Source organism: Pseudomonas sp. D1HM (assembly GCF_019266105.1).
Classification (GTDB): domain Bacteria; phylum Pseudomonadota; class Gammaproteobacteria; order Pseudomonadales; family Pseudomonadaceae; genus Aquipseudomonas; species Aquipseudomonas taetrolens.
The window spans coordinates 153836-173150 of sequence record NZ_LRMN01000020.1; the positions used below are offsets into that span (position 1 = coordinate 153836).

18 protein-coding genes are annotated in these 19315 nt (G+C 59.6%); 4 read left to right on the top strand and 14 right to left on the bottom strand.

Going from position 1 to position 19315, the window contains the following annotated elements; all coding sequences use genetic code 11:
- Positions 1-25: 25 nt before the first annotated feature.
- Positions 26-748, bottom strand: coding sequence for an SDR family oxidoreductase (locus AWM69_RS19565; RefSeq protein ID WP_218728042.1), 723 nt, complete (start codon positions 746-748; stop codon positions 26-28).
- A gap of 39 nt (positions 749-787) precedes the next feature.
- Here AWM69_RS19565 and AWM69_RS19570 point away from each other — a divergent pair, with 39 nt between their 5' ends.
- Positions 788-937, top strand: a complete 150-nt coding sequence (locus AWM69_RS19570; protein ID WP_373274341.1) for a hypothetical protein — start codon at positions 788-790, stop codon at positions 935-937.
- On the opposite strand, the gene AWM69_RS19575 is transcribed toward AWM69_RS19570, so the two are convergent.
- The 7 genes from AWM69_RS19575 to gcl all read right to left on the bottom strand — a co-directional run bounded on the left by AWM69_RS19575 (position 934) and on the right by gcl (position 9826).
- On the bottom strand, positions 934-2877 hold the full coding sequence (locus AWM69_RS19575) for a DNA topoisomerase III (RefSeq protein ID WP_218728043.1): 1944 nt from the start codon (positions 2875-2877) through the stop codon (positions 934-936). The genes AWM69_RS19570 and AWM69_RS19575 overlap by 4 nt on opposite strands.
- 351 nt (positions 2878-3228) lie before the next feature.
- Positions 3229-4230, bottom strand: a complete 1002-nt coding sequence (locus AWM69_RS19580) for a sulfate ABC transporter substrate-binding protein (RefSeq protein WP_218728044.1) — start codon at positions 4228-4230, stop codon at positions 3229-3231.
- Positions 4231-4325: 95 nt separating this feature from the next.
- Positions 4326-5147: an ion transporter gene (locus AWM69_RS19585; protein WP_131654472.1), complete on the bottom strand. Its 822-nt coding sequence runs from the start codon at positions 5145-5147 to the stop codon at positions 4326-4328.
- Between the two features lie 39 nt (positions 5148-5186).
- Positions 5187-6098 (bottom strand): urea transporter, encoded by a 912-nt coding sequence (locus AWM69_RS19590; protein ID WP_218728045.1) that lies wholly within the window; start codon positions 6096-6098, stop codon positions 5187-5189.
- Between the two features lie 109 nt (positions 6099-6207).
- Positions 6208-7095 (bottom strand): 2-hydroxy-3-oxopropionate reductase, encoded by an 888-nt coding sequence (locus AWM69_RS19595; protein WP_218728046.1) that lies wholly within the window; start codon positions 7093-7095, stop codon positions 6208-6210.
- A gap of 83 nt (positions 7096-7178) precedes the next feature.
- Complete coding sequence (gene hyi, locus AWM69_RS19600) at positions 7179-7961, bottom strand: hydroxypyruvate isomerase (protein WP_218728048.1); 783 nt, start codon at positions 7959-7961, stop codon at positions 7179-7181.
- Positions 7962-8050: 89 nt separating this feature from the next.
- Positions 8051-9826: a glyoxylate carboligase gene (gcl, locus tag AWM69_RS19605; protein ID WP_131654468.1), complete on the bottom strand. Its 1776-nt coding sequence runs from the start codon at positions 9824-9826 to the stop codon at positions 8051-8053.
- Positions 9827-10092: 266 nt separating this feature from the next.
- Here gcl and AWM69_RS19610 point away from each other — a divergent pair, with 266 nt between their 5' ends.
- Positions 10093-10533 (top strand): heme-binding protein, encoded by a 441-nt coding sequence (locus AWM69_RS19610; RefSeq protein ID WP_218728050.1) that lies wholly within the window; start codon positions 10093-10095, stop codon positions 10531-10533.
- 238 nt (positions 10534-10771) lie between these two features.
- On the opposite strand, the gene AWM69_RS19615 is transcribed toward AWM69_RS19610, so the two are convergent.
- On the bottom strand, positions 10772-11377 hold the full coding sequence (locus tag AWM69_RS19615) for a TetR/AcrR family transcriptional regulator (protein WP_048383068.1): 606 nt from the start codon (positions 11375-11377) through the stop codon (positions 10772-10774).
- 132 nt (positions 11378-11509) lie between these two features.
- Here AWM69_RS19615 and AWM69_RS19620 point away from each other — a divergent pair, with 132 nt between their 5' ends.
- On the top strand, positions 11510-12451 hold the full coding sequence (locus AWM69_RS19620) for a DUF808 domain-containing protein (protein WP_048383069.1): 942 nt from the start codon (positions 11510-11512) through the stop codon (positions 12449-12451).
- On the opposite strand, the gene AWM69_RS19625 is transcribed toward AWM69_RS19620, so the two are convergent.
- A complete protein-coding gene (locus AWM69_RS19625; RefSeq protein ID WP_131654465.1) occupies positions 12448-13653 on the bottom strand; it encodes an MFS transporter in 1206 nt (401 codons plus the stop codon). The genes AWM69_RS19620 and AWM69_RS19625 overlap by 4 nt on opposite strands.
- A gap of 206 nt (positions 13654-13859) precedes the next feature.
- Here AWM69_RS19625 and AWM69_RS19630 point away from each other — a divergent pair, with 206 nt between their 5' ends.
- Entirely contained in the window at positions 13860-14471 is a 612-nt protein-coding gene (locus AWM69_RS19630; RefSeq protein ID WP_218728051.1) for a TetR/AcrR family transcriptional regulator, read from the top strand.
- A gap of 10 nt (positions 14472-14481) precedes the next feature.
- Here AWM69_RS19630 and AWM69_RS19635 read toward each other — a convergent pair whose 3' ends face one another.
- The 4 genes from AWM69_RS19635 to AWM69_RS19650 form a co-directional block, all read right to left on the bottom strand.
- Positions 14482-15267, bottom strand: coding sequence for an outer membrane protein OmpK (locus tag AWM69_RS19635; protein WP_131654463.1), 786 nt, complete (start codon positions 15265-15267; stop codon positions 14482-14484).
- 362 nt (positions 15268-15629) lie between these two features.
- Positions 15630-16415 carry an outer membrane protein OmpK gene (locus AWM69_RS19640; protein ID WP_218728053.1) on the bottom strand — a complete coding sequence of 262 codons (786 nt, stop codon included), beginning with the start codon at positions 16413-16415 and terminating at the stop codon, positions 15630-15632.
- Positions 16416-16531: 116 nt separating this feature from the next.
- Complete coding sequence (locus AWM69_RS19645) at positions 16532-17896, bottom strand: nucleobase:cation symporter-2 family protein (protein WP_131654461.1); 1365 nt, start codon at positions 17894-17896, stop codon at positions 16532-16534.
- 90 nt (positions 17897-17986) lie between these two features.
- Positions 17987-19273 (bottom strand): urate hydroxylase PuuD, encoded by a 1287-nt coding sequence (locus tag AWM69_RS19650; RefSeq protein WP_218728055.1) that lies wholly within the window; start codon positions 19271-19273, stop codon positions 17987-17989.
- Positions 19274-19315 lie beyond the last annotated feature (42 nt).

The window sequence follows — 19315 nt, forward strand, 5'->3', positions numbered from 1 at the left end:
AGCCGTGGGCTTGCCCGTGGCGGACTTAAAACGCCGCTTTACCCACCGATGCGCCGCCGTCGACAAACAGCGTCTGGCCGGTGATGTAACCGCTGTTCTGCGACAGTAAAAAGGCAATGGCCGAGGCGATTTCTTCGGGCTGACCCAGGCGCGCCATCGGCACACCTGCCAGGTAGCGTGCCTCACCGGTCGAGCCTGGCGGATTATTGGCGCGGAACAGTTCGGTTTCGGTCGGGCCGGGCGCGACCGCGTTCACCGTGATCCCGGTTTGCGCCAGTTCCAGTGCCCATGAACGGGTAAAACTCACCAGGGCCGCTTTGGCAGCGGCATAGGCCGTGCGCTGAGTGATGCCGAGTACGGTGAGGCTCGAAATGTTCACAATCCGCCCCCAACCTCGGGCGCGCATCCCCGGCAACAGTGCTTGTGTGGCTTGCAACGCTGAATGCAGATTGACCCGCATCACGTCATCGAATGCTTCCAGATCAATCTCGCCCAGCGCTTGCGGGCGCACCAGCCCGACGTTGTTTACCAGTCCGTCAAACGCAAAGCGTTCACTGAGTTCCTTGAGCACCTGTGCACTGCGCTGGCGATCCGCCAGATCCAGGGCAATCAAGGTGCCGGGAAAGCTTGCGTCATCCGCTTGACGAGCAATGCCTACCACCGTGTGGCCCGCCTGGGCCAGATACGTTGCCAGCGCGCGACCGATGCCTTTGCTGGCGCCGGTGATGAGGAAAGTACGTGCGGTCATGGTGTGCTCCTGAGTAAAAACTGTGGGGATGATACTGATTTGCTCAGTGGATGTGCGATTGCCGACGGCCTTGTACCGGCGCGTTATGTGGCCAGTCAGGGCACGGCGATGGTCCGGGCCGGACGGGTATCGAGCGAGCAAGCGGGCGAGGATATTTGGGGCGGCACCTTGCGTGTTGACGCCCCTTAACCACTTTTACTCTTGGGCTTTACCGCCCGTTTGGCCTTTGCCTTCCCGGGCGTTGCCTTGCGTTTTTTCTTCCACGCCGGCGCGACGCCGGCCGGGCTGGCCGGACCGCTGATGGTCATGCGCATGCCGCTGCAACGGGCGATATGCTTGCTCATCCAGGCGACCTGCTTGGCGACGAACGTCTCCAGGGTCATTTCACCACTTTGCACCATGTCCAGAGCCTGTTCCCAGATGGCGGTCGTGCCGGGGTCGGCGATGGCCCGCGGCACGGCGTCGATCAGGCTGAACGCAGGCGCAGTGGCGGCCAGGGCCTTGCCGTTTTTACTCAGGTAGCCGCGATCGAGCAGGCCCTGAATGATCCCGGCGCGGGTGGCCTCGGTGCCGATGCCGGTGGTGTCCTTGAGCTTTTGCTTGAGCAGCGGGTCTTGCACCAGCTTGGCCACGTTTTTCATGGCCTTGATCAAGTCTCCTTCAGTGAAGGGCTTGGGCGGTTGGGTCCAGAGGTCTTTAAGCTGGACGCCGGCAATGGCGCAGTCGAGCCCTTCGCGCAATACGGGTAAAGGCTGCGGGGCAGGGGCTTCACGGCCTTTGGCAGGCGCCAGGGCTTCAGGCAGCGCGCGCTTCCAGCCGGGCTCGACGATCTGCTTGCCGACGGCACGCAGGGCCTGGCCGGCGCAGTCGAAGTCGGCCTGGGTGCGATCGTATTCGTGGTTGGGCAGGAACTGCGCCAGATAGCGTGCACGAATCAGGGTGTAGACCGCTCGATGTTTGCCGGTCAGGCGCTCAAGATTTTTTGCGGCAGCGGTAGGAATGATGCCGTGGTGGGCGCTGACCTTGGCGTCATTCCAGGCGCGTGAGCGCCGTTGCGGGTCCAGATGCCCGCTCAGCGGGGCCAGCGTCGAATCAACCCGCTGCAAGGCGGACAGGATCGACGCCGCCTCGCCGTGCTGACTTTGTGGCAAGTAGCCGCAGTCGCTGCGCGGGTAGGTAATGACCTTGTAGGTTTCGTACAGTGCCTGGGCGATGTCGAGGGTTTCCTGGGCACCGAGGCCGAGTTTTTTCGAACACACCTCTTGCAGCGTACCGAGATCGAATGGCAGCGGGGCGACTTCGCGTACGCGCTCGGTGCGCAAGGTGCTGACGCGGGCGCTGCTGGCGTTGTTGATTGCTGTAGCCGCCTGTTGGGCGTGGGCCTGATTGAGGCAGCGGTCGTGTTCGTCGCAGGTATCGGGATCGGCACGCCATTGTGCGGTGAACAGTTGCCCGTCGTGCTTGAGCTGGACGTCGATGGCCCAATACGCGACGGGCACAAAGTCGCTGATGCTGCGGTCGCGATCGACCACCAGGCGCAAGGTCGGGGTTTGCACCCGGCCCACGGGCAACACGCCCTGATACCCGGACTGGCGCCCGAGCAGGGTGAACAGGCGGCTCATGTTCATCCCGATCAGCCAGTCGGCCCGCGAACGGCCCAGGGCTGAATGGTACAGGTTGAAGGTTTCGGCGCCAGGCTTGAGGTTAGCCAGGGCCTTGCGAATGGAGGCGTCGTCCAGCGCTGACAACCACAGGCGCTGGATGGGCCCGCGATAGCGGCAGTGATCGAGCAGCTCGCGGGCGATCATCTCGCCTTCGCGGTCGGCGTCGGTAGCAATCACCAGCTCGCTGGCTTCGCCGAGCAGGCGCTTGACCGCCTTGAACTGGCTGGCCGTCTTGGGCTTGACGCGCATTTTCCACTTTTCGGGGATGATCGGCAGGTCGGCCAGCACCCAGCGCTTGTAGCGTTCGTCATAGGCGTCGGGCGGGGCCGTTTCCAGCAGGTGGCCGATGCACCAGGTGACCGTGGTATTGGGGCCCACCCAGCAGCCGTCACCGCGTCGGCTGGCACCGAGCACGGCGGCAATATCTTTGGCCTGGGAGGGTTTTTCACACAGAAACAGCCGCATAACGCCACTCATTGAACTTGCCGCGCAGAAGGTGCACAGCATGGGCAGAGATTGGCGGCAGGGCAACTGTTTTTACTGGGTTTATGTACAGCTTGTTGAGAGCGCAGCGAAGGCCGCGCGCAGGGGCAAGGCCTTTTTGCTGACGTTTGCGGCGGATTGACAACAGTGAGCCGCGGTCAGGGCGCACACCGTAGAATGCCGCTGCGCACTCAACGGACAGGTACTCCAGGCTTTGCGACGGCTGCGCCGCTGGACGCGGCCTCGTGCTACTCGACCGCTGCTACAGGCAGCGATAAGGGCGAGGAGTCACCCAAACCCGCAGCAGCTGCTACAGGTTTGGGTGCAAAGCGATTACTGGCCGCTGTAGATCTGATCGAACACGCCACCGTCGTTGAAGTACTTTTTCTGCACGTCACGCCAGTCGCCGAAGGTTTTTTCAACCGACAGGAAGTCGACCTTCGGGAAGCGGTCGGTGTACTTGGCCAATATTGCCGGGTCCCGTGGACGCAGGTAGTTCTTGGCCGCGATTTCCTGGCCTTCAGGCGACCACAGGTACTTCAGATACTGTTCGGCAACGGCACGGGTGCCTTTTTTGTCGACGACTTTGTCGACCACGGTCACTGGCGGCTCGGCTTCGGCGGAGACGCTGGGGTAAACCACTTCGAACTGGTCGCGGCCGAACTCACGGGCGATCATTTCGGCTTCATTTTCGAAGGTCACCAGCACGTCGCCGATCTGGTTGGTCATGAACGTGGTGGTCGCGGCACGGCCACCGGTATCCAGCACCGGGGCTTGTTTGAACAGCTTGGCCACGAAGTCTTTGGCCTTGGTCTCATCGCCGCCATTTTTCAGCACGTAACCCCAGGCCGAGAGGAAGGTGTAACGGCCGTTACCCGAGGTTTTCGGGTTGGGGACGATCACACCCACGCCATCCTTGAGCAGGTCGGGCCAGTCTTTGAGGGCTTTCGGGTTGCCTTTGCGCACGATAAACACGGTGGCCGAGGTGAACGGCGCGCTGTTGTTCGGCAGGCGCGTGACCCAGTTTTCCGGCACCAGCTTGCCGTTGTCGACCAAGGCATTGATGTCGGTGGCCATGTTCATGGTAATGACGTCAGCCGGCAGGCCATCGATCACCGAACGTGCCTGTTTGCTTGAACCGCCGAAAGACATTTGAACGTTCAACTTGTCTTTGTTTTCGGCTTGCCAATGTTTCTGGAAGGCAGTGTTGTAGTCCTTGTAGAAGTCTCGCATCACGTCATAAGACACGTTTAATAGCGGTGGCTGAGCGGCATGAGCCATGCTGCCGAGCACCAGGCCGGCGGCCAGAATTGAGACGCTAAAGAGTTTTTTCACTGCGCATTCCTTGTTATGGGGAGCAATAAAGGGGCAATTTGCGAGCGACTATAGCCGCTGCTGCATAGTCCTTAAAAGATTAAAAAGTACTTTTGTTATGCTTTTTTGCTAAAAAGCGCATTGCCACATCGCGAACAAAATGAGGCCGTCGGTTCGTGGGTGTTCTTCTTGCAGGTGGGGCAGTTGTGCTTGAGTTGCTCGCCGCGCATGGCATTGGCCAGTTCGGCGGTAAAAATCCCGGTGGGCACGGCAATGATCGAGTAACCGGTGATCATCACCATGGCCGAGATGATCTGGCCGAGCACGGTTTTGGGCACGATATCACCGAAGCCGACGGTGGTCAGGGTGACGATGGCCCAATAGATACTGAGCGGGATGCTGGTAAAACCGTTTTCAGGACCTTCGACGACGTACATCAAGGTGCCGAACACCGTAACCAGCGTCGACACGCTGACCAGAAACACGATGATTTTCTGTTTGCTGCCGCGCAGGGCCGAAAGCAGGTAATTGGCCTGGCTCAGGTACGGGCGCAGCTTGAGTACGCGAAAAATCCGAAGCATGCGGATGATGCGGATAATCAGCAGGTACTGCGCATCGCTGTAGTAAATGGCCAGAATCCCCGGCACGATCGCCAGCAAGTCCACCAGCCCGTAAAAGCTGAAGGCGTAACGCAGGGGCTTGGGCGAGCAATACAGACGCAAGGCGTATTCCACCGCGAACACAAGGGTGAATCCCCATTCGATGTACGCCAGCAACGCCGCGTAGTCGCGGTGGATGCTGTCGATACTGTCGAGGACCACCACCACCAGGCTGAGCAGAATAATCAGCAGCAGTGCGGTGTCGAAGCGCCGTCCGGCTGCCGTGTCGGCTTGAAAGACCATGACATACAAGCGTTGGCGCCAATCGTTGTTATCCATGCAGGTTGCTCGATGCCCAAATATCAGAAGGTTCGAGGATTAACGCTCAATGCGCAACCTGCATTGTTCTTTTGCTTCTAGAGGCTTGGGCCAGAGCGCCCTCAGTGTGGCCTGGACCAGCCAGCAGCCGAGAATAAACGGGGCGGTCAGGGGTGGCAGGCCAAGTGCCGAAAAAACCGGAAGCAGCAACAACGTCAGGAGAATGCCGAGTACGGGCAGCCAGGGACGCTGAGATTGATGGCTCAGGGCCAATGCGGCCAGCACCGGGTTATAGCCGGTGAGTCCGCTCAGCGCGTCGCCCGGTTCCTGCTGCCAGAGCCCGAACAGCAGGCCGGTCAAAGAGCCCGCCAGTGCCCACAATGCCGCGCGCCAGTTGCTCAACCACACACCGATCACGATCAATAGCCCCGCCAGCGGATGTTGCAGCAGCATCACCTGGCCGACACCTTTGAACAGGGCCAGCACCAGCGTCAGGCTATTGAGCGTTGAGTCGAGAGGCGCGGCTGGAGCAGGGTTGGCAGTGAAGTACAGCACGATCCAGCCCAGGCCCACAAAAGGTGCGGTGTAGGCCATCAGTACAGGGGTATGGCGGGTACGTTTGAGCCATTGCTGGATCAGGATCGAGCTGAGCCCGGCGCAGGCGATGATCAGCAGGGGCAGCAGCGCAGACCACGGCAGTTGATGGCTCAGCAGCAGGCCCAGTAGCGCACCGTTGTAGCTGTAAAGTCCGGCCTGGCGTTCGGCTTTGGCATAGCCCCGGCGTTGGGCCGTCAGCAGCCCCGATGCGGCGCCCAACAAGGCTCCGGCGAGCAAGGTGGGGGCGCTGACCAGAATCGCCAGCAGGCAAAACACGCCGCACACGGGATGACGTTGCAGGAAAATCTGGCTGAAACCATTGCACAGCGCAGTGGCCCAGTCGGGGCACTGGGGAGTGAGCGGGGGCATACTCATGGCTCGATCAGCTTTTTGGGGATGTGCAGAGGCCCCCGCGTCTAAGGCAGGTGCCTGCAGCCCATGAAGAAATTAACGTGGCGCCTGCAGGGCAGGCGCCGGGGAAGGGTCAGTCGCGGATCGAGAAGTTGGCCATGTGTTCCAGGCCTTTGATCAGCGCGGAGTGATCCCAGTTGCCGCCACCCAGCGCCGCGCAGGTGCTGAACACTTGCTGTGCGCTGGCGGTGTTGGGCAGGTTGATTCCCAGTTCACGGGCGCCGGCCAGTGCCAGGTTGAGGTCTTTCTGGTGCAGGCTGATACGGAATCCCGGATCGAACGTGCCTTTGATCATGCGCTCGCCATGCACTTCGAGGATTTTCGACGAAGCAAAACCGCCCATCAGTGCTTCGCGAACCTTGGCCGGATCTGCCCCGTTTTTGGCCGCGAAAACCAGCGCTTCGGCAACCGCCTGAATGTTCAGCGCCACGATGATCTGGTTCGCCACCTTGGCAGTCTGGCCGTCGCCGTTGCCGCCGACCAGGGTGATGTTTTTACCCATGTTCTGCAGCAAGGACAGGGTCCGCTCGAAGGTTTTTTCGTCTCCGCCGACCATGATGCTCAGGGTGCCCGCTTTTGCGCCGACCTCACCGCCGGAAACCGGGGCATCCAGGTATTGCGCACCCTTGGCGTTGATTTTTTCAGCGAAAGCCTTGGTCGCGGTCGGTGAGATCGAGCTCATGTCGATCACCACCTTGTTCGGGCTCAGGCCAGCGGCAATGCCGTCCTCGCGGAACAGCACGTCTTCGACCTGGGGGGTGTCGGGCACCATCACAATGATGAACTCGGCCTCCTGGGCAACCTCCCTGGGGTTGGCCAGCGCCACGGCGCCTGCGGCCAGTAGCTCGGTGGGTGCGGCGCCGTGGTGAGTCGACAGGAACAGGCTGTGCCCGGCCTTTTGCAGGTTGCTGGCCATAGGTGAACCCATGATGCCGGTGCCGATAAATCCAATCTTAGCCATGACAAATCCTCTTGTTTTTATGGGAGGCCTGATTCGTTTCTGCCGGAGCGGTGCTTGCTCCAGCAAGAGAAAGCCGGTGTTGCTTAAACCGCGTTATGGGTCTTGAGCCAGCCAAGGCCGGCTTCGGTGCTGGTCAGGGGCTTGTATTCACAGCCGACCCAGCCTTGATAGCCAATGCGGTCGAGGTGTTCAAACAGGAAGCGGTAGTTGATTTCACCGGTGCCCGGTTCGTGGCGGCCAGGGTTATCGGCCAGCTGGATGTGGTTGATCTGCGGCAGGTGCGCTTGCATCGTGCGGGCCAGATCCCCCTCCATGATTTGCATGTGGTAGATGTCGTATTGCAGGAACAGGTTGGCGCTGCCGACCTTCTCCTGGATGGCCAGGGCCTGGCGGGTGTTGTTCAGGTAGAAGCCCGGAATGTCTCGGGTATTGATGGCTTCCATGACCAGCCTGATGCCGTGCGCCTGCAGCTTGTCGGCGGCGTACTTGAGGTTGGCGACAAAGGTTTTTTCAACCACGGCGGGGTCTATGCCCTGCGGGCTGATACCGGCCAGGCAGTTGATCTGGTCATTGCCCAGCACCTGGGCATAGGCAATGGCCAGGTCCACGCCGGCACGAAACTCTTCAGCACGGTCGGGGAGGCAGGCAATGCCGCGTTCACCGTTGGCCCAATCCCCGGCCGGCAGGTTGAACAGGACTTGGGTCAGCTTGTTGGCCTCGAGCTGGGCCTTGATCTCGGCGGAGCTGTAATCGTAGGGAAACAGGTATTCAACGCCGTGGAAACCAGCGTTGGCAGCCGCTTGAAAACGGACAAGAAAATCCTGTTCGGTGAACAGCATGGACAGGTTGGCGGCAAAACGCGGCATGGTGAACTCCTGTGAAAGTGTTGGCCCCCGGAGGGGCCTTTGCGTCTGTTCAGATCTCGGCAACGCTTGCGCGGCGGATTGACCTGAGATTAATCCAGCATCGAAATGGCGGTCGGTGCATCGTTACCTACCAGCGCCAAGTCTTCAAACTCATTCACGGCGTTGATTTCAGTGCCCATCGAGATATTGGTCACGCGCTCCAGAATGATTTCCACCACCACCGGCACGCGGAACTCTTTGATCAGCTCTTGTGCCTGGCGCAGGGCAGGCTGGATCTGGCCGGGCTCGAACACGCGCAGCGCCTTGCAGCCCAGACCTTGTGCGACCGCCACGTGATCGACGCCATAGCCGTTGAGTTCAGGGGCATTCAGGTTGTCGAAAGACAACTGCACGCAGTAGTCCATTTCGAAACCACGCTGCGCCTGGCGAATAAGCCCCAGGTAGGAGTTGTTCACCACTACGTGGATATACGGCAGGTTGAATTGAGCGCCCACCGCCAGCTCTTCAATCATGAACTGGAAGTCGTAGTCGCCCGACAATGCCACGACATTGCGGTTCGGGTCGGCCTTGACCACGCCCAGTGCGGCGGGAATGGTCCAGCCCAGCGGGCCGGCCTGACCGCAGTTGATCCAGTGACGCGGCTTGTAAACGTGCAGGAATTGCGCACCGGCAATCTGCGACAAACCGATGGTGCTCACATAACAGGTGTCTTTACCGAAGACCTGGTTCATCTCTTCGTACACGCGTTGTGGCTTGACCGGCACATTGTCGAAGTGAGTCTTGCGGTGCAGGGTGGCTTTGCGTTGCTGGCAAGCTTGTAGCCAGGCGCTGCGGTTTTTCAGCTTGCCGGCGGCTTTCCATTCGCGGGCAACCTCGAGGAACACCTTCAGTGCCAGTCCCGCATCGGAAACGATGCCCAGATCCGGCGTGAAGACCCGGCCGATTTGCGTCGGCTCGATATCGACGTGAATAAAGGTGCGGCCTTGGGTGTAGACCTCGACTGAGCCGGTGTGGCGGTTCGCCCAGCGGTTACCGATGCCCAGCACCACGTCGGATTCAAGCAGGGTGGCGTTGCCGTAGCGGTGGGAGGTTTGCAGACCGACCATGCCCACCATCAGCGGGTGATCATCGGCAATGGTGCCCCAGCCCATGAGCGTCGGGATCACCGGGATGCCGGTCAGCTCGGCGAACTCAACCAGCAGTTCGCTGGCATCGGCGTTGATCACGCCGCCGCCGCTGACCAGCAGCGGCCGCTCGGCCTGATTGAGCAGGGCCAGAGCTTTTTCTACCTGGGTCCGCGTCGCCGAGGGCTTGGCCAGGGGTAGCGGCTCATAAGCGTCGATATCGAACTCGATTTCTGCCATTTGCACGTCAAAAGGCAGGTCGATCAATACCGGGCCGGGGCGGCCGGAACGCATTTCGTAAAAGGCTTTCTGGAAAGCGTAGGGCACCTGGCCCGGCTCCAGTACGGTGGTCGCCCACTTGGTCACGGGCTTGACGATGCTGGTGATGTCGACGGCCTGGAAGTCTTCCTTGTGCATCCGGGCCCGGGGTGCCTGGCCGGTGATGCACAGAATCGGGATGGAGTCGGCGCTGGCGCTGTACAGGCCGGTCACCATGTCGGTGCCCGCCGGCCCGGAAGTGCCGATGCACACCCCAATATTGCCGGCCTTGGTGCGGGTATACCCCTCAGCCATGTGCGAGGCGCCTTCGACGTGGCGAGCAAGGACGTGATCGATGCCCCCGACCTTTTGCAGGGCCGAGTACAGCGGGTTGATGGCGGCGCCCGGGATACCGAATGCAGTGTTGACACCTTCGCGACGCATCACCAAAACGGCGGCTTCGATTGCTCTCATTTTGCTCATTGCTTTGTGCCTCTTACGTTTTGTAATTGTATACAAGTGGCTGTGAGTCGAGTGTATTCATGCTCCGGTGTATCGGTCAATCGGTTTTATCGGTCGAATGAGGCGAAGGCTTTAAGCCCCGCATTGCAGCGCTTAAGGGTAAATGTTGTTTAATTGATGACGAAAATTGTATACATAACTATTGTGAATTGTGATCTATTATTGCGATCTGCGGCGCCTTGAATGGCCGGCAAAAGGCTTTCCATAACAAGATAAGGACAGCAACCATGAGTGCTTTAACCTTGAAAGTCGCTTTAAACCTGACCGCCCAGGCCCTGGGCGCCGGGCGCCAGATAAACGCGGCACCGTTAACAGTGGCGGTGCTGGATAGCGGTGGGCATTTACTGGCGTTGCAACGTGAAGACGGTGCCAGCCTGTTGCGCCCCTCGATTGCAATCGGCAAGGCCTGGGGCGCGGTTGCACTGGGCAAGGGCTCGCGGTTACTGGCGCTGGATGCACAGCAACGGCCGGCATTTTTTGCCGCGCTCAATGGCATGGGGCAGAGCGACGTAGTACCGGCACCGGGCGGGGTCTTGATACGTGACGAAGCGGGTCATGTAATCGGCGCGATTGGCATCAGCGGCGACACCTCGGACATCGACGAGCAATGCGCGATCAGCGCGATAGAAGCCCAAGGCCTGCGAGCGGATGCGGGAGTGGTGATTTAGCGAACAAGCCCGACGCCTGCAGGGATGGGGAGGTGCCATCGCTCAGTGTTTCTCGTTTCTGTAGGAGCGAGCTTGCTCGCGATTCAAGCGACGCGGTACGCCTGCTAAAACGCGGTGCTGCTATCGCTCTACGTTTCTGTAGGAGCGAGCTTGCTCGCGATTCAAGCGATGCGGTACGCCTGCTAAAACGCGGTGCTGCTATCGCGAGCACGCTTGGCTGCTACAGGGGCGGGGTCTGTCAGTCGGGTGCGCAGCCTTTCAATACCATGCGGATGATGGTTTGGGTCGCGGCTTCGTAGTCGCTGTCTTCAAGTTTGGCTTTGCCGGTGATGGCGGAGATTTGCCAGTCGAAGTCGGCGTAGGTCTGGGTGGCCGCCCAGATGCTGAACATCAGGTGATGCGGGTCGATCGGGGCGATCTGGCCACGGTCGATCCAGATCTGGATGCAGTCGATGTTATGCCGGGCTTGTGCGTTGAGCAGTTCCACCTGACTTTCGCTCAGGTGCGGGGCGCCATGCATGATTTCGCTGGCGAATACCTTGGACGCAAAAGGCAGGTCGCGTGAAATGAGGATTTTGGAGCGGATGTAGCCACTCAGCACTTCGTTCGGCTCGCCGTCGGCATTGAATGGCGTCGAGGCTCGCAGAATCGGGTCGATGATGCTTTCAAGCACCTCGCGATAGAGGTTTTCCTTGGATTTGAAGTAGTAATAAACATTGGGCTTGGGCACGCCTGCCTTGGCCGCAATGTCGCTGGTCTTGCTGGCCGCGAAACCCTTGTCGGCGAATTCTTCGCTGGCGGCACGCAAAATCAGTTGTTTATTACGTTCGCGGATACTGCTCATAAACCCGATATTTCCTTGCCTGTTTGGGCGGTCGGCCATGGTAGCACCGGGCTTGCAAGCGTCTCAAGATTGTCGCTGCGAGGCTGGCACGCGCTATGCTTAGCGCCATTCATTCAGGAAAGGATCTTCTCCATGGCAGGCAGCAGTTTGCTGATGTTGCTCGACGATATCGCCGCCGTACTCGACGACGTCGCGCTGATGACCAAAATGGCCGCCAAAAAGACCGCGGGGGTGCTGGGTGATGACCTGGCGCTCAATGCGCAGCAGGTGTCGGGGGTCAGGGCCGAGCGGGAATTGCCGGTGGTGTGGGCGGTGGCCAAAGGTTCGTTTCTCAATAAGCTGATTCTGGTCCCGGCGGCGCTGGCCATCAGCGCTTTTGCACCCTGGGCGGTGATCCCGCTGTTGATGGTCGGCGGTGCTTATCTGTGCTTTGAAGGGTTCGAAAAACTCGCGCACAAGTTTCTTCACAGTGCCGCTGAAGAACAAGGTGAGCGACAAGCCCTGCACGAGGCGGTTGTCGACCCCGAAATCGACCTGGTGGCCTTTGAAAAAGACAAGATCAAAGGCGCTGTGCGCACCGACTTCATTCTGTCAGCCGAGATCATTGCCATCACCCTGGGCACGGTGGCCGATGCGCCCTTGATGCAACAAGTGATCGTGTTGTCCGGCATCGCGATCGTAATGACCATTGGTGTCTATGGCCTGGTGGGTGGCATCGTCAAGCTCGATGATGGCGGCCTGTACTTGAGCCAGAAGACCGGTGAAGGCCTCTGGACCCGGGCCCAGCGCAGTTTTGGCCGGGGTGTGCTGAACACCGCGCCGTACATGATGAAAAGCCTGTCGGTGATCGGTACGGCGGCCATGTTCATGGTCGGTGGCAGCATCCTGACCCACGGTGTGCCGGTGGTGCACCACTGGATCGAAGGTGTCGCTCAGCACAGCGCCCAGTGGTTGAGTGTGGTGTCGGTCATTGTGCCGACCTTGCTCAACGCCGTGGCCGGCATTATTGCCGGCGCAGTGGTGTTGGTCGGGGTGATGGCGGTGAGCAAACTCTGGCGTGCCGTTAAAGGCTAGTGCGTTACGAGGGTGCGGGGCAGGGTGCTGTTTTGCAGCAAGCGGTAACCCGATATAGCGAACAGCAGCATCCCGCCCCCCGCCGCCAGTGACACGGCGAAACCGGCCTGTGCGCCATAGGCGTCGATGACCCAGCCGCCAACAACGGCGCCCAGGGCAACACCGATGCCCAGGCCGGTAATCATCCAGGTCAGGCCCTCGGTCAGTTTGGCCGCCGGCACGATGTTTTCCACCAGGCCCATGGCCGTGATCAACGTCGGCGCGAAAAATAGCCCGGCGACAAACATCGCCACGGCCAGGGTGGTGATGCTGTTGACCCACATCAGCGGCACGACGGCAACGGCGGTGGCCAATGCCCCCAGCAAGAACAGCTTGGGCAACGGCATGTTGAGCTTCAAGGTGCCAAACACCAGCCCGACGATGCACGAACCCAGCGCGTACACGGACAGCACAATGCTCGCCGCGGCGGGCTGGCCTTGCTGTTGAGCAAACGCCACGCTGACCACATCCACGGTGCCGACAATGGTGCCCATGCCCAGCAGCACCATCAGCAAGATAACCACCGCCCCCTGACGCAGCACCGTGCCTTGATGTTCAGTGCTGCGCGGATGTACCGGGGGTTCGGTTTTGCGCTGCATGACAAAGGCGGTCACGCCGATGGCCAGCAGAATCGCTGCTGCCAGGGGCCCGGCCTGAGGGAATACCGCCACGCTGAGCCCCACCGAAATAGGCGGTCCGACGATAAAGCTGACCTCATCGAGCACCGACTCCAGCGAAAAGGCCGTGTGCAGTTTGGGTGAGCCGCGGTACAGCTCTGTCCAGCGCGCCCGCACCATCGCCGGCATGCTGGGAATAAAACCGGCCAAAGCTGCACACACGAACAGGGTCCAGTCCGGAGTGCCCAAATGGCTGCACAGCAGCAGCGCCAACAGCCCGCCCACCCCAAGTGCGGTAACGCCCGGCAGTACCCGGCCTTGTCCGTAGCGGTCGACCCAGCGCGAGATCTGGGGCGCGATCAGCGCCATCGCCAGGGCAAAGGTCGCCGCCACAGCACCGGCCAGCCAATACGAACCGTGCAGTTGAGCCAGCAGGGTAATGATGCCGATCCCGGTCATGGAAATCGGCATGCGTGCGATCAGGCCTGCAGCACAAAAGGCCTTGCTGCCCGGGGCGCTGAAAATCTCGCGATAAGGATTAGCCATTGAAGCTCCACAACAATAAAAGGTGTGGACGCGGGGGCTGCGAGTGTATCAGCGCGTCGTCGATTGAAATCGGGCTGAATGCATCACAGCAAGCTCGCGCCTACGGTATTGGAGCTACGTCACATACGCAGCGTATGCAGAAATATACGCATACGTGGCGTATGTCAATTAACATACGCCACGTATCCCAAAAAAAGGAGGCGAACATGGCCCCCAAAGCTCGCTCGCAAATGATTGAAGAAACCCGTGCCAAGTTGCTGGAGGCTGCGCGTCAGGCGTTTGGCTCAGTGGGCTATGCCCAGACCTCGATGGATGAGCTGACGGCGTCTGTCGGGCTGACCCGTGGGGCGTTGTACCACCATTTTGGCGATAAAAAAGGCTTGCTGCTGGCCGTGGTGCAGCAACTGGATGTCGAGCTGGATGCTCAACTGGCACAGGTGTTCGAGCAAGCGTTGAGCCCATGGGAGGGGTTCAAGGGGCGCTGCCGGATGTTTTTGGAGATGGCGCTGGAGGTCGAGGTGCAGCGGATCATGCTGCGCGATGCGCCGTCGGTGCTGGGTTCGGAATACTTGCAGAGCAGTCAGTCGGAGTGCAGTTCATCCCTGGCGGCGATGCTCCAGGACTTGATGGACACCCGGGTGGTGCGACGCACCGACCCTGAAGCGCTGGCGCGCTTGATCCAGGGCGGGCTGATGGATGCATCCTTCTGGATTGCCGGGGACAATCACCCGCCACAGCGCCTGGTGGCAGCGCTGGACAGTCTTGAGTTGATGTTGAACGGCATACTGCAGGCGCCTCAGCCGGACTTGGCCGGCTGAGGCGGACGCATCAGAAGTGGTATTTCACCAGCAGGCTTGCCGTGTTCTGGTTGGTGGTGAAAGCACCGCTGTCTTCAATGCCGTACTTGTTTTTCCAGTAGTCGTATTCGATACCGACATACAGCTGTTTATCGCCCCAGCTCAAGGCCTTGCCCAGGTCATATTTGATCTGTGGGTTGAAGTGCAGGTTGGCGTGGTAAGTGCCGCGCGAGTTCTGGTCGTTGTCGACCACCCAGTCCATGTAGCCGTCAATCAGCACATCTGAGTTGCCCACGGGCAGGGTGTAGGACCACACCGGTGTGATCTGCCAAACGCCTTTGCCGGCACGGTTGCCTTCAGGGAAGCGCTTGTAGAAGTTCAACTGGAAGTAATCGAACCCCGGCACGTTGAGGTCAAAACCCGGGCCGATCAGGTAAGCGTCGGAGTCGCCTTCACCAAACTCGTAGGTCATGGCCAGCAAGACGTCTTTGATCGGGCCAAACTCAAACTTCTGATCGAAGATTTTGCCCATCGACAGGCGGGGGGTGAATTCGCCGTAATAAGTATTAGGGCCCAGGTTGCCGTCTTCTTTGGCGTTGTAAAAAATACGATCCAGAAAGAAGAAGTTGTCGCCGTACTTCCAGCTGTCAGCATGCTCGAAGGTCACAGTTTGTTGAATCGCCGGATTCACCTTGAAGTTCTTGCCCCACAAGTACGTCAGGCTGTTGGTTTGCCATTGCAACAGGTCGCCGGCGACGGCCGGAGTCCCGCCCAGCAAGCCTCCCGCAAGCATCAGGCTGGTCAAGGTACGGTTCATTCGGTTGCTCCAAAAAAAATAAGGTTTTGCGCTTAAAAGAACACGACGCTCTGGATAGGCATCTTGGTTCCCGATGTTTTATAGACGGCTTTAAAACTTGCCCAAACGGTCAGTTTTATAGCTGACAGCAAGTACCGGGCCATGCCTGTCAAAGGCCCACAGCCATTATTTGGCCGGGGCATGAAACAGGGCGATAAAAGGCCGTAACTCGTTGAGTTAAAGATATAAAGTTGGCTTTAAAGTCAGCTTTAAAACAGTGTCGGCTATTGAGCGGCCGCGGAGAATACTGGCTCTGGCGCTTGCACTCAAGCGCCCTGTCATTGTGCGGGGTGGGCAATGACAGGGCGGGCGCAGGGTTTGAATCAGAAGTGGACTTTGATCAGGGCGCTGGCGGTGTTTTGGTGGGTGTCCAGCCGGTGGCTGTTTTCGATGCCGTATTTGTCTTTCCAATAGCTGTATTCAATACCGACATACAACTGCTTGTCCCCCAGGCGCAGCGCTTTGCCCAGGTCATATTTGATCTGCGGATTAATGTGCAGGTTGGCGTGGTAGGTGCCGCGTGAGTTTTGATCGTTGTCGACCACCCAATCGATGTAGCCGTCGATCAGCAGGTTGGAGCGCCCCATTGGGATGCTGTAGGAAAACGACGGAGTGATCTGCCAGACGCCTGTGCCCGGACGTGGCCCTTCGGTGTGGCGGCGATAGAAGTTAAGGGTGAAGTAATTGAAGCCAGGCACTGCCAGGTCGAAGCCGGGGCCGATCAGATAAGCCTCGCTGTCACCTTCGCCGTATTCGTAGGTCATGGCCAGCAACACGTCCTTGATCGGCCCGAACTCGAGCTTCTGATCGAGAATCTTGCCGAACGAGAGCCGGGGGCTGAACTCGCCGTAGTAGGTGTGCGGCCCCTTGTTCGGATCCGCTTTGCCATTGTAGAAAATGCGGTCGACGAACAAGAAGTTATCGCCGTACTTCCATTTGTCGGCGTGTTCAAAGGTCATCGTTTGCTGGATCGAAGGGTTGATCGCAAAGTTTTTGCCGTAGAGGTAGGTCAGGCTGTTGGTCTGCCACAAAAACAGATATCCGGCCATGGCTTGACCGGCAGCCAAAAGCCCACCCGCGAGCGTAACGCCCCAGTGTTTGCAGTTCATGGGTCATTCCCTTTTTATTATTGTTTTACTGAAACGCGCGTGCATGCTCCGTCAGGAGATGCCGCCGGTTGCGACCTTCAAGCGTGTGATCTCAGCCGGCGGGTGCTGTGCCAGTTTTAGAGTTGATGCACGTGACCGCTCATTGCAGCGCGCTCGGCACCGCCCAGAACGTTGAACATCAGGTTCAGGCTGACAGCGCTGACAGCGGCCATGGCGATACCGCTGTGGGTGATGGGGCCCATCCACATCGGCAGGTGAGCGAAGAACTCCGGACGTACGACGGGGATCAGACCCATGCCAATGCTGACGGCCACCAGCAGTTGATTGCGGCGGTCGGCAATATCGGCTTCCTGGAGGATTTTGATCCCGGTGGCGGCCACCATGCCGAACATGGCAATGGCTGCGCCGCCCAATACCGCGGGCGGAATCGAAGCCACCAGAAAGGCCGCTTTAGGCAGCAGGCTGAGGGTAATCAAAAACACCCCGGCCATGATGGTCACCGAGCGGCAGCGTACGCCGGTCATTTGCACCAGACCGATGTTCTGGGCGAAGGAAGAGTGGGTGAAGGTGTTGAAGAAACCGGCCAGGAACGATGCGCCGGCATCACACAGCAAGCCGCGGCGCAGCATGCGCGGGGTGACTTCCTGGCCGGTGATTTTACCCAGTGCCAGAAACATCCCGGTGGACTCGACGAAAATGATCACCACCACCAGACACATGGACAGGATCGGCGCCAGATGGAACTCAGGCATACCGAAGTGCAGCGGCGTGACGATCTGGAACCACGGCGCCTGGCCGATGCCGGAGAGATCGACCATACCCAGCGCACCGGACAGCACATACCCCAGCGCCATGCCGATCAGTACCGAGATGTTGACCCAGAAACCGCGCAGGAAGCGATTGATCAGCAAGATGGTGGCCAGTACCAGTGCGGCAATGGACAGGTACAACGGTGAGCCGAACTGGACGGCTGTACTGCCACCGCCGGCCCAGTTCACCGCCACCGGGAACAGCGACAAACCGATCGAGGTAATCACCGTGCCCGTCACCAGAGGCGGGAAGAAGCGCACGATTTTGGACATGAAGGGCGCGATGATCATCCCGAAGAAACCGGCGGCAATGGTTGCACCAAAGATCCCGGTCATGCCGATACCCGGCATTCCGGCCATGGCCACCATGCTGCCGACCGCGGCAAAACTGGCGCCCATCATCACCGGCATGCGAATGCCCATAGGCCCGATGCCCATGGATTGCACGATGGTTGCGACCCCTGCCACCAGCAGGTCGGCGTTGATCAGGAAGGCGATTTCCTCACGGCTCAGGCCGGCGGCTTGCCCGATAATCAGCGGCACCGCGACAGCGCCTCCGTACATCAACAACACATGCTGTAAACCGACCAGTATCAATTGCAACAACGGCAGCCGCTGAATCGGCGGCGGCGCGGTCACGGCGGGTATGCGCGGTTCGGTTAATTCGGACATGCAACACCTCGGTCTTTTTTATTTTTGTGAGCTAGTGGTGTAATGGCGACGCGGCCGCACAACCGCGGCGGCCACGCAGCAGCGTGTACGTCAGTGAGTAGAAGCTCCGGTTTTGACCCAGGCACCGATCAGGTCGCGTTCCTGTTGAGTCATCTGGGTAATGTTGCCCACCGGCATGATCTGGCTGGTCACCGCCTGGGCCTGAATTCGCGGCGCCATCAACTGGATCTGTTGCGCCGTGTCGAACATCACGCCTGCCGGAGCCGTGCTGAACAACGGGCTGGTGGGTTTGGCGGAATGACACACGGTGCAGCGCTCCTGGATCACCAGGTGAACCTTTTCGAAGTCGACAGTGGCCACCGGCGCTGCAGGTTCGGGCGTCGCTTCAGGCGCAGGGCCGGCTTGCGGTTTGACACCGCCGACGGCTGTTGCCGGGAGGGGCTGATACTTGATTACCTTGGCCGTCTCGGGTGCATCGGATACAGGTTTTGGCCCCGTGACATAGGCCAGGCAGATCATGCTCAGTGCCGCGACCGGTAAGGTCCACGCATATTTGTGGCTGTCGTGGCGGGTGTTGAAGTAATGCCGCACCAGCACTGCCAGAACCGCGATTCCGGCCAGGATCAGCCAGTTGTAGGCGCTGCCGTAGGTGCTCGGAAAGTGGTTGCTGATCATGATGAACAGCACCGGAAGGGTGAAGTAGTTATTGTGCCGCGAGCGCAGCAAACCTTTGGCGGGCAGGGCCGGATCGGGGCTGCGACCTTCCTTGATCGCGGCGACCAGCGCACGCTGGGCCGGCATGATGATGCGGAACACGTTGCCGACCATGATGGTGCCGATGATGGCGCCCACATGCAGGTACGCACCGCGCCCGCTGAACACCTTGCTCAGGGCGAACGCCGCAGCCACCAGCAACACAAACAGAATAAAGCCGAGCAGCGCCGGGCGTTTGCCCAGTGCCGAGTCGCACAGAAAGTCATAAACGAACCAGCCCGCAACCAACGATCCAATGCCGATCGCGACGGCTTCCGGGCCGCTCAGGCTGCTGCCGGGAGCAATCAGGTACAGCGCCGGGTTGAAGTAGAACACCAGGCATAACAAGGCGATGCCTGACATCCAGGTGAAATAGGCTTCCCACTTAAACCAGTGCAGGTTGTCCGGCATGGTCGGTGGAGCCAGCTTGTATTTTTCGAGGTGATAAATACCACCGCCGTGAATGGCCCATAAATCGCCGGCCAGGCCGTCTTTGGGGTTGGCCCGATTGAGGTTGTTCTCGAGCCAGACAAAGTAAAACGACGCGCCAATCCAGGCCACACCGGTAATCATATGAATCCAGCGCACGCTCAGATTCAGCCATTCCATTAGATGTGCTTCCACAGTCGCTACCTCTTGCCCGTCACTCATGCTCGCTGGCGTGAG

Coding starts and splice junctions, on each gene's coding strand:
- AWM69_RS19640 (WP_218728053.1), bottom strand. CDS start 16,415: ATGAACTGCAAACACTGGGGCGTTACGCTCGCGGGTGGGCTTTTGGCT.
- AWM69_RS19595 (WP_218728046.1), bottom strand. CDS start 7,095: ATGGCTAAGATTGGATTTATCGGCACCGGCATCATGGGTTCACCTATG.
- AWM69_RS19645 (WP_131654461.1), bottom strand. CDS start 17,896: ATGTCCGAATTAACCGAACCGCGCATACCCGCCGTGACCGCGCCGCCG.
- AWM69_RS19585 (WP_131654472.1), bottom strand. CDS start 5,147: ATGGATAACAACGATTGGCGCCAACGCTTGTATGTCATGGTCTTTCAA.
- gcl (WP_131654468.1), bottom strand. CDS start 9,826: ATGAGCAAAATGAGAGCAATCGAAGCCGCCGTTTTGGTGATGCGTCGC.
- AWM69_RS19620 (WP_048383069.1), top strand. CDS start 11,510: ATGGCAGGCAGCAGTTTGCTGATGTTGCTCGACGATATCGCCGCCGTA.
- AWM69_RS19590 (WP_218728045.1), bottom strand. CDS start 6,098: ATGAGTATGCCCCCGCTCACTCCCCAGTGCCCCGACTGGGCCACTGCG.
- AWM69_RS19630 (WP_218728051.1), top strand. CDS start 13,860: ATGGCCCCCAAAGCTCGCTCGCAAATGATTGAAGAAACCCGTGCCAAG.
- AWM69_RS19625 (WP_131654465.1), bottom strand. CDS start 13,653: ATGGCTAATCCTTATCGCGAGATTTTCAGCGCCCCGGGCAGCAAGGCC.
- AWM69_RS19615 (WP_048383068.1), bottom strand. CDS start 11,377: ATGAGCAGTATCCGCGAACGTAATAAACAACTGATTTTGCGTGCCGCC.
- AWM69_RS19610 (WP_218728050.1), top strand. CDS start 10,093: ATGAGTGCTTTAACCTTGAAAGTCGCTTTAAACCTGACCGCCCAGGCC.
- AWM69_RS19575 (WP_218728043.1), bottom strand. CDS start 2,877: ATGCGGCTGTTTCTGTGTGAAAAACCCTCCCAGGCCAAAGATATTGCC.
- hyi (WP_218728048.1), bottom strand. CDS start 7,961: ATGCCGCGTTTTGCCGCCAACCTGTCCATGCTGTTCACCGAACAGGAT.
- AWM69_RS19565 (WP_218728042.1), bottom strand. CDS start 748: ATGACCGCACGTACTTTCCTCATCACCGGCGCCAGCAAAGGCATCGGT.
- AWM69_RS19635 (WP_131654463.1), bottom strand. CDS start 15,267: ATGAACCGTACCTTGACCAGCCTGATGCTTGCGGGAGGCTTGCTGGGC.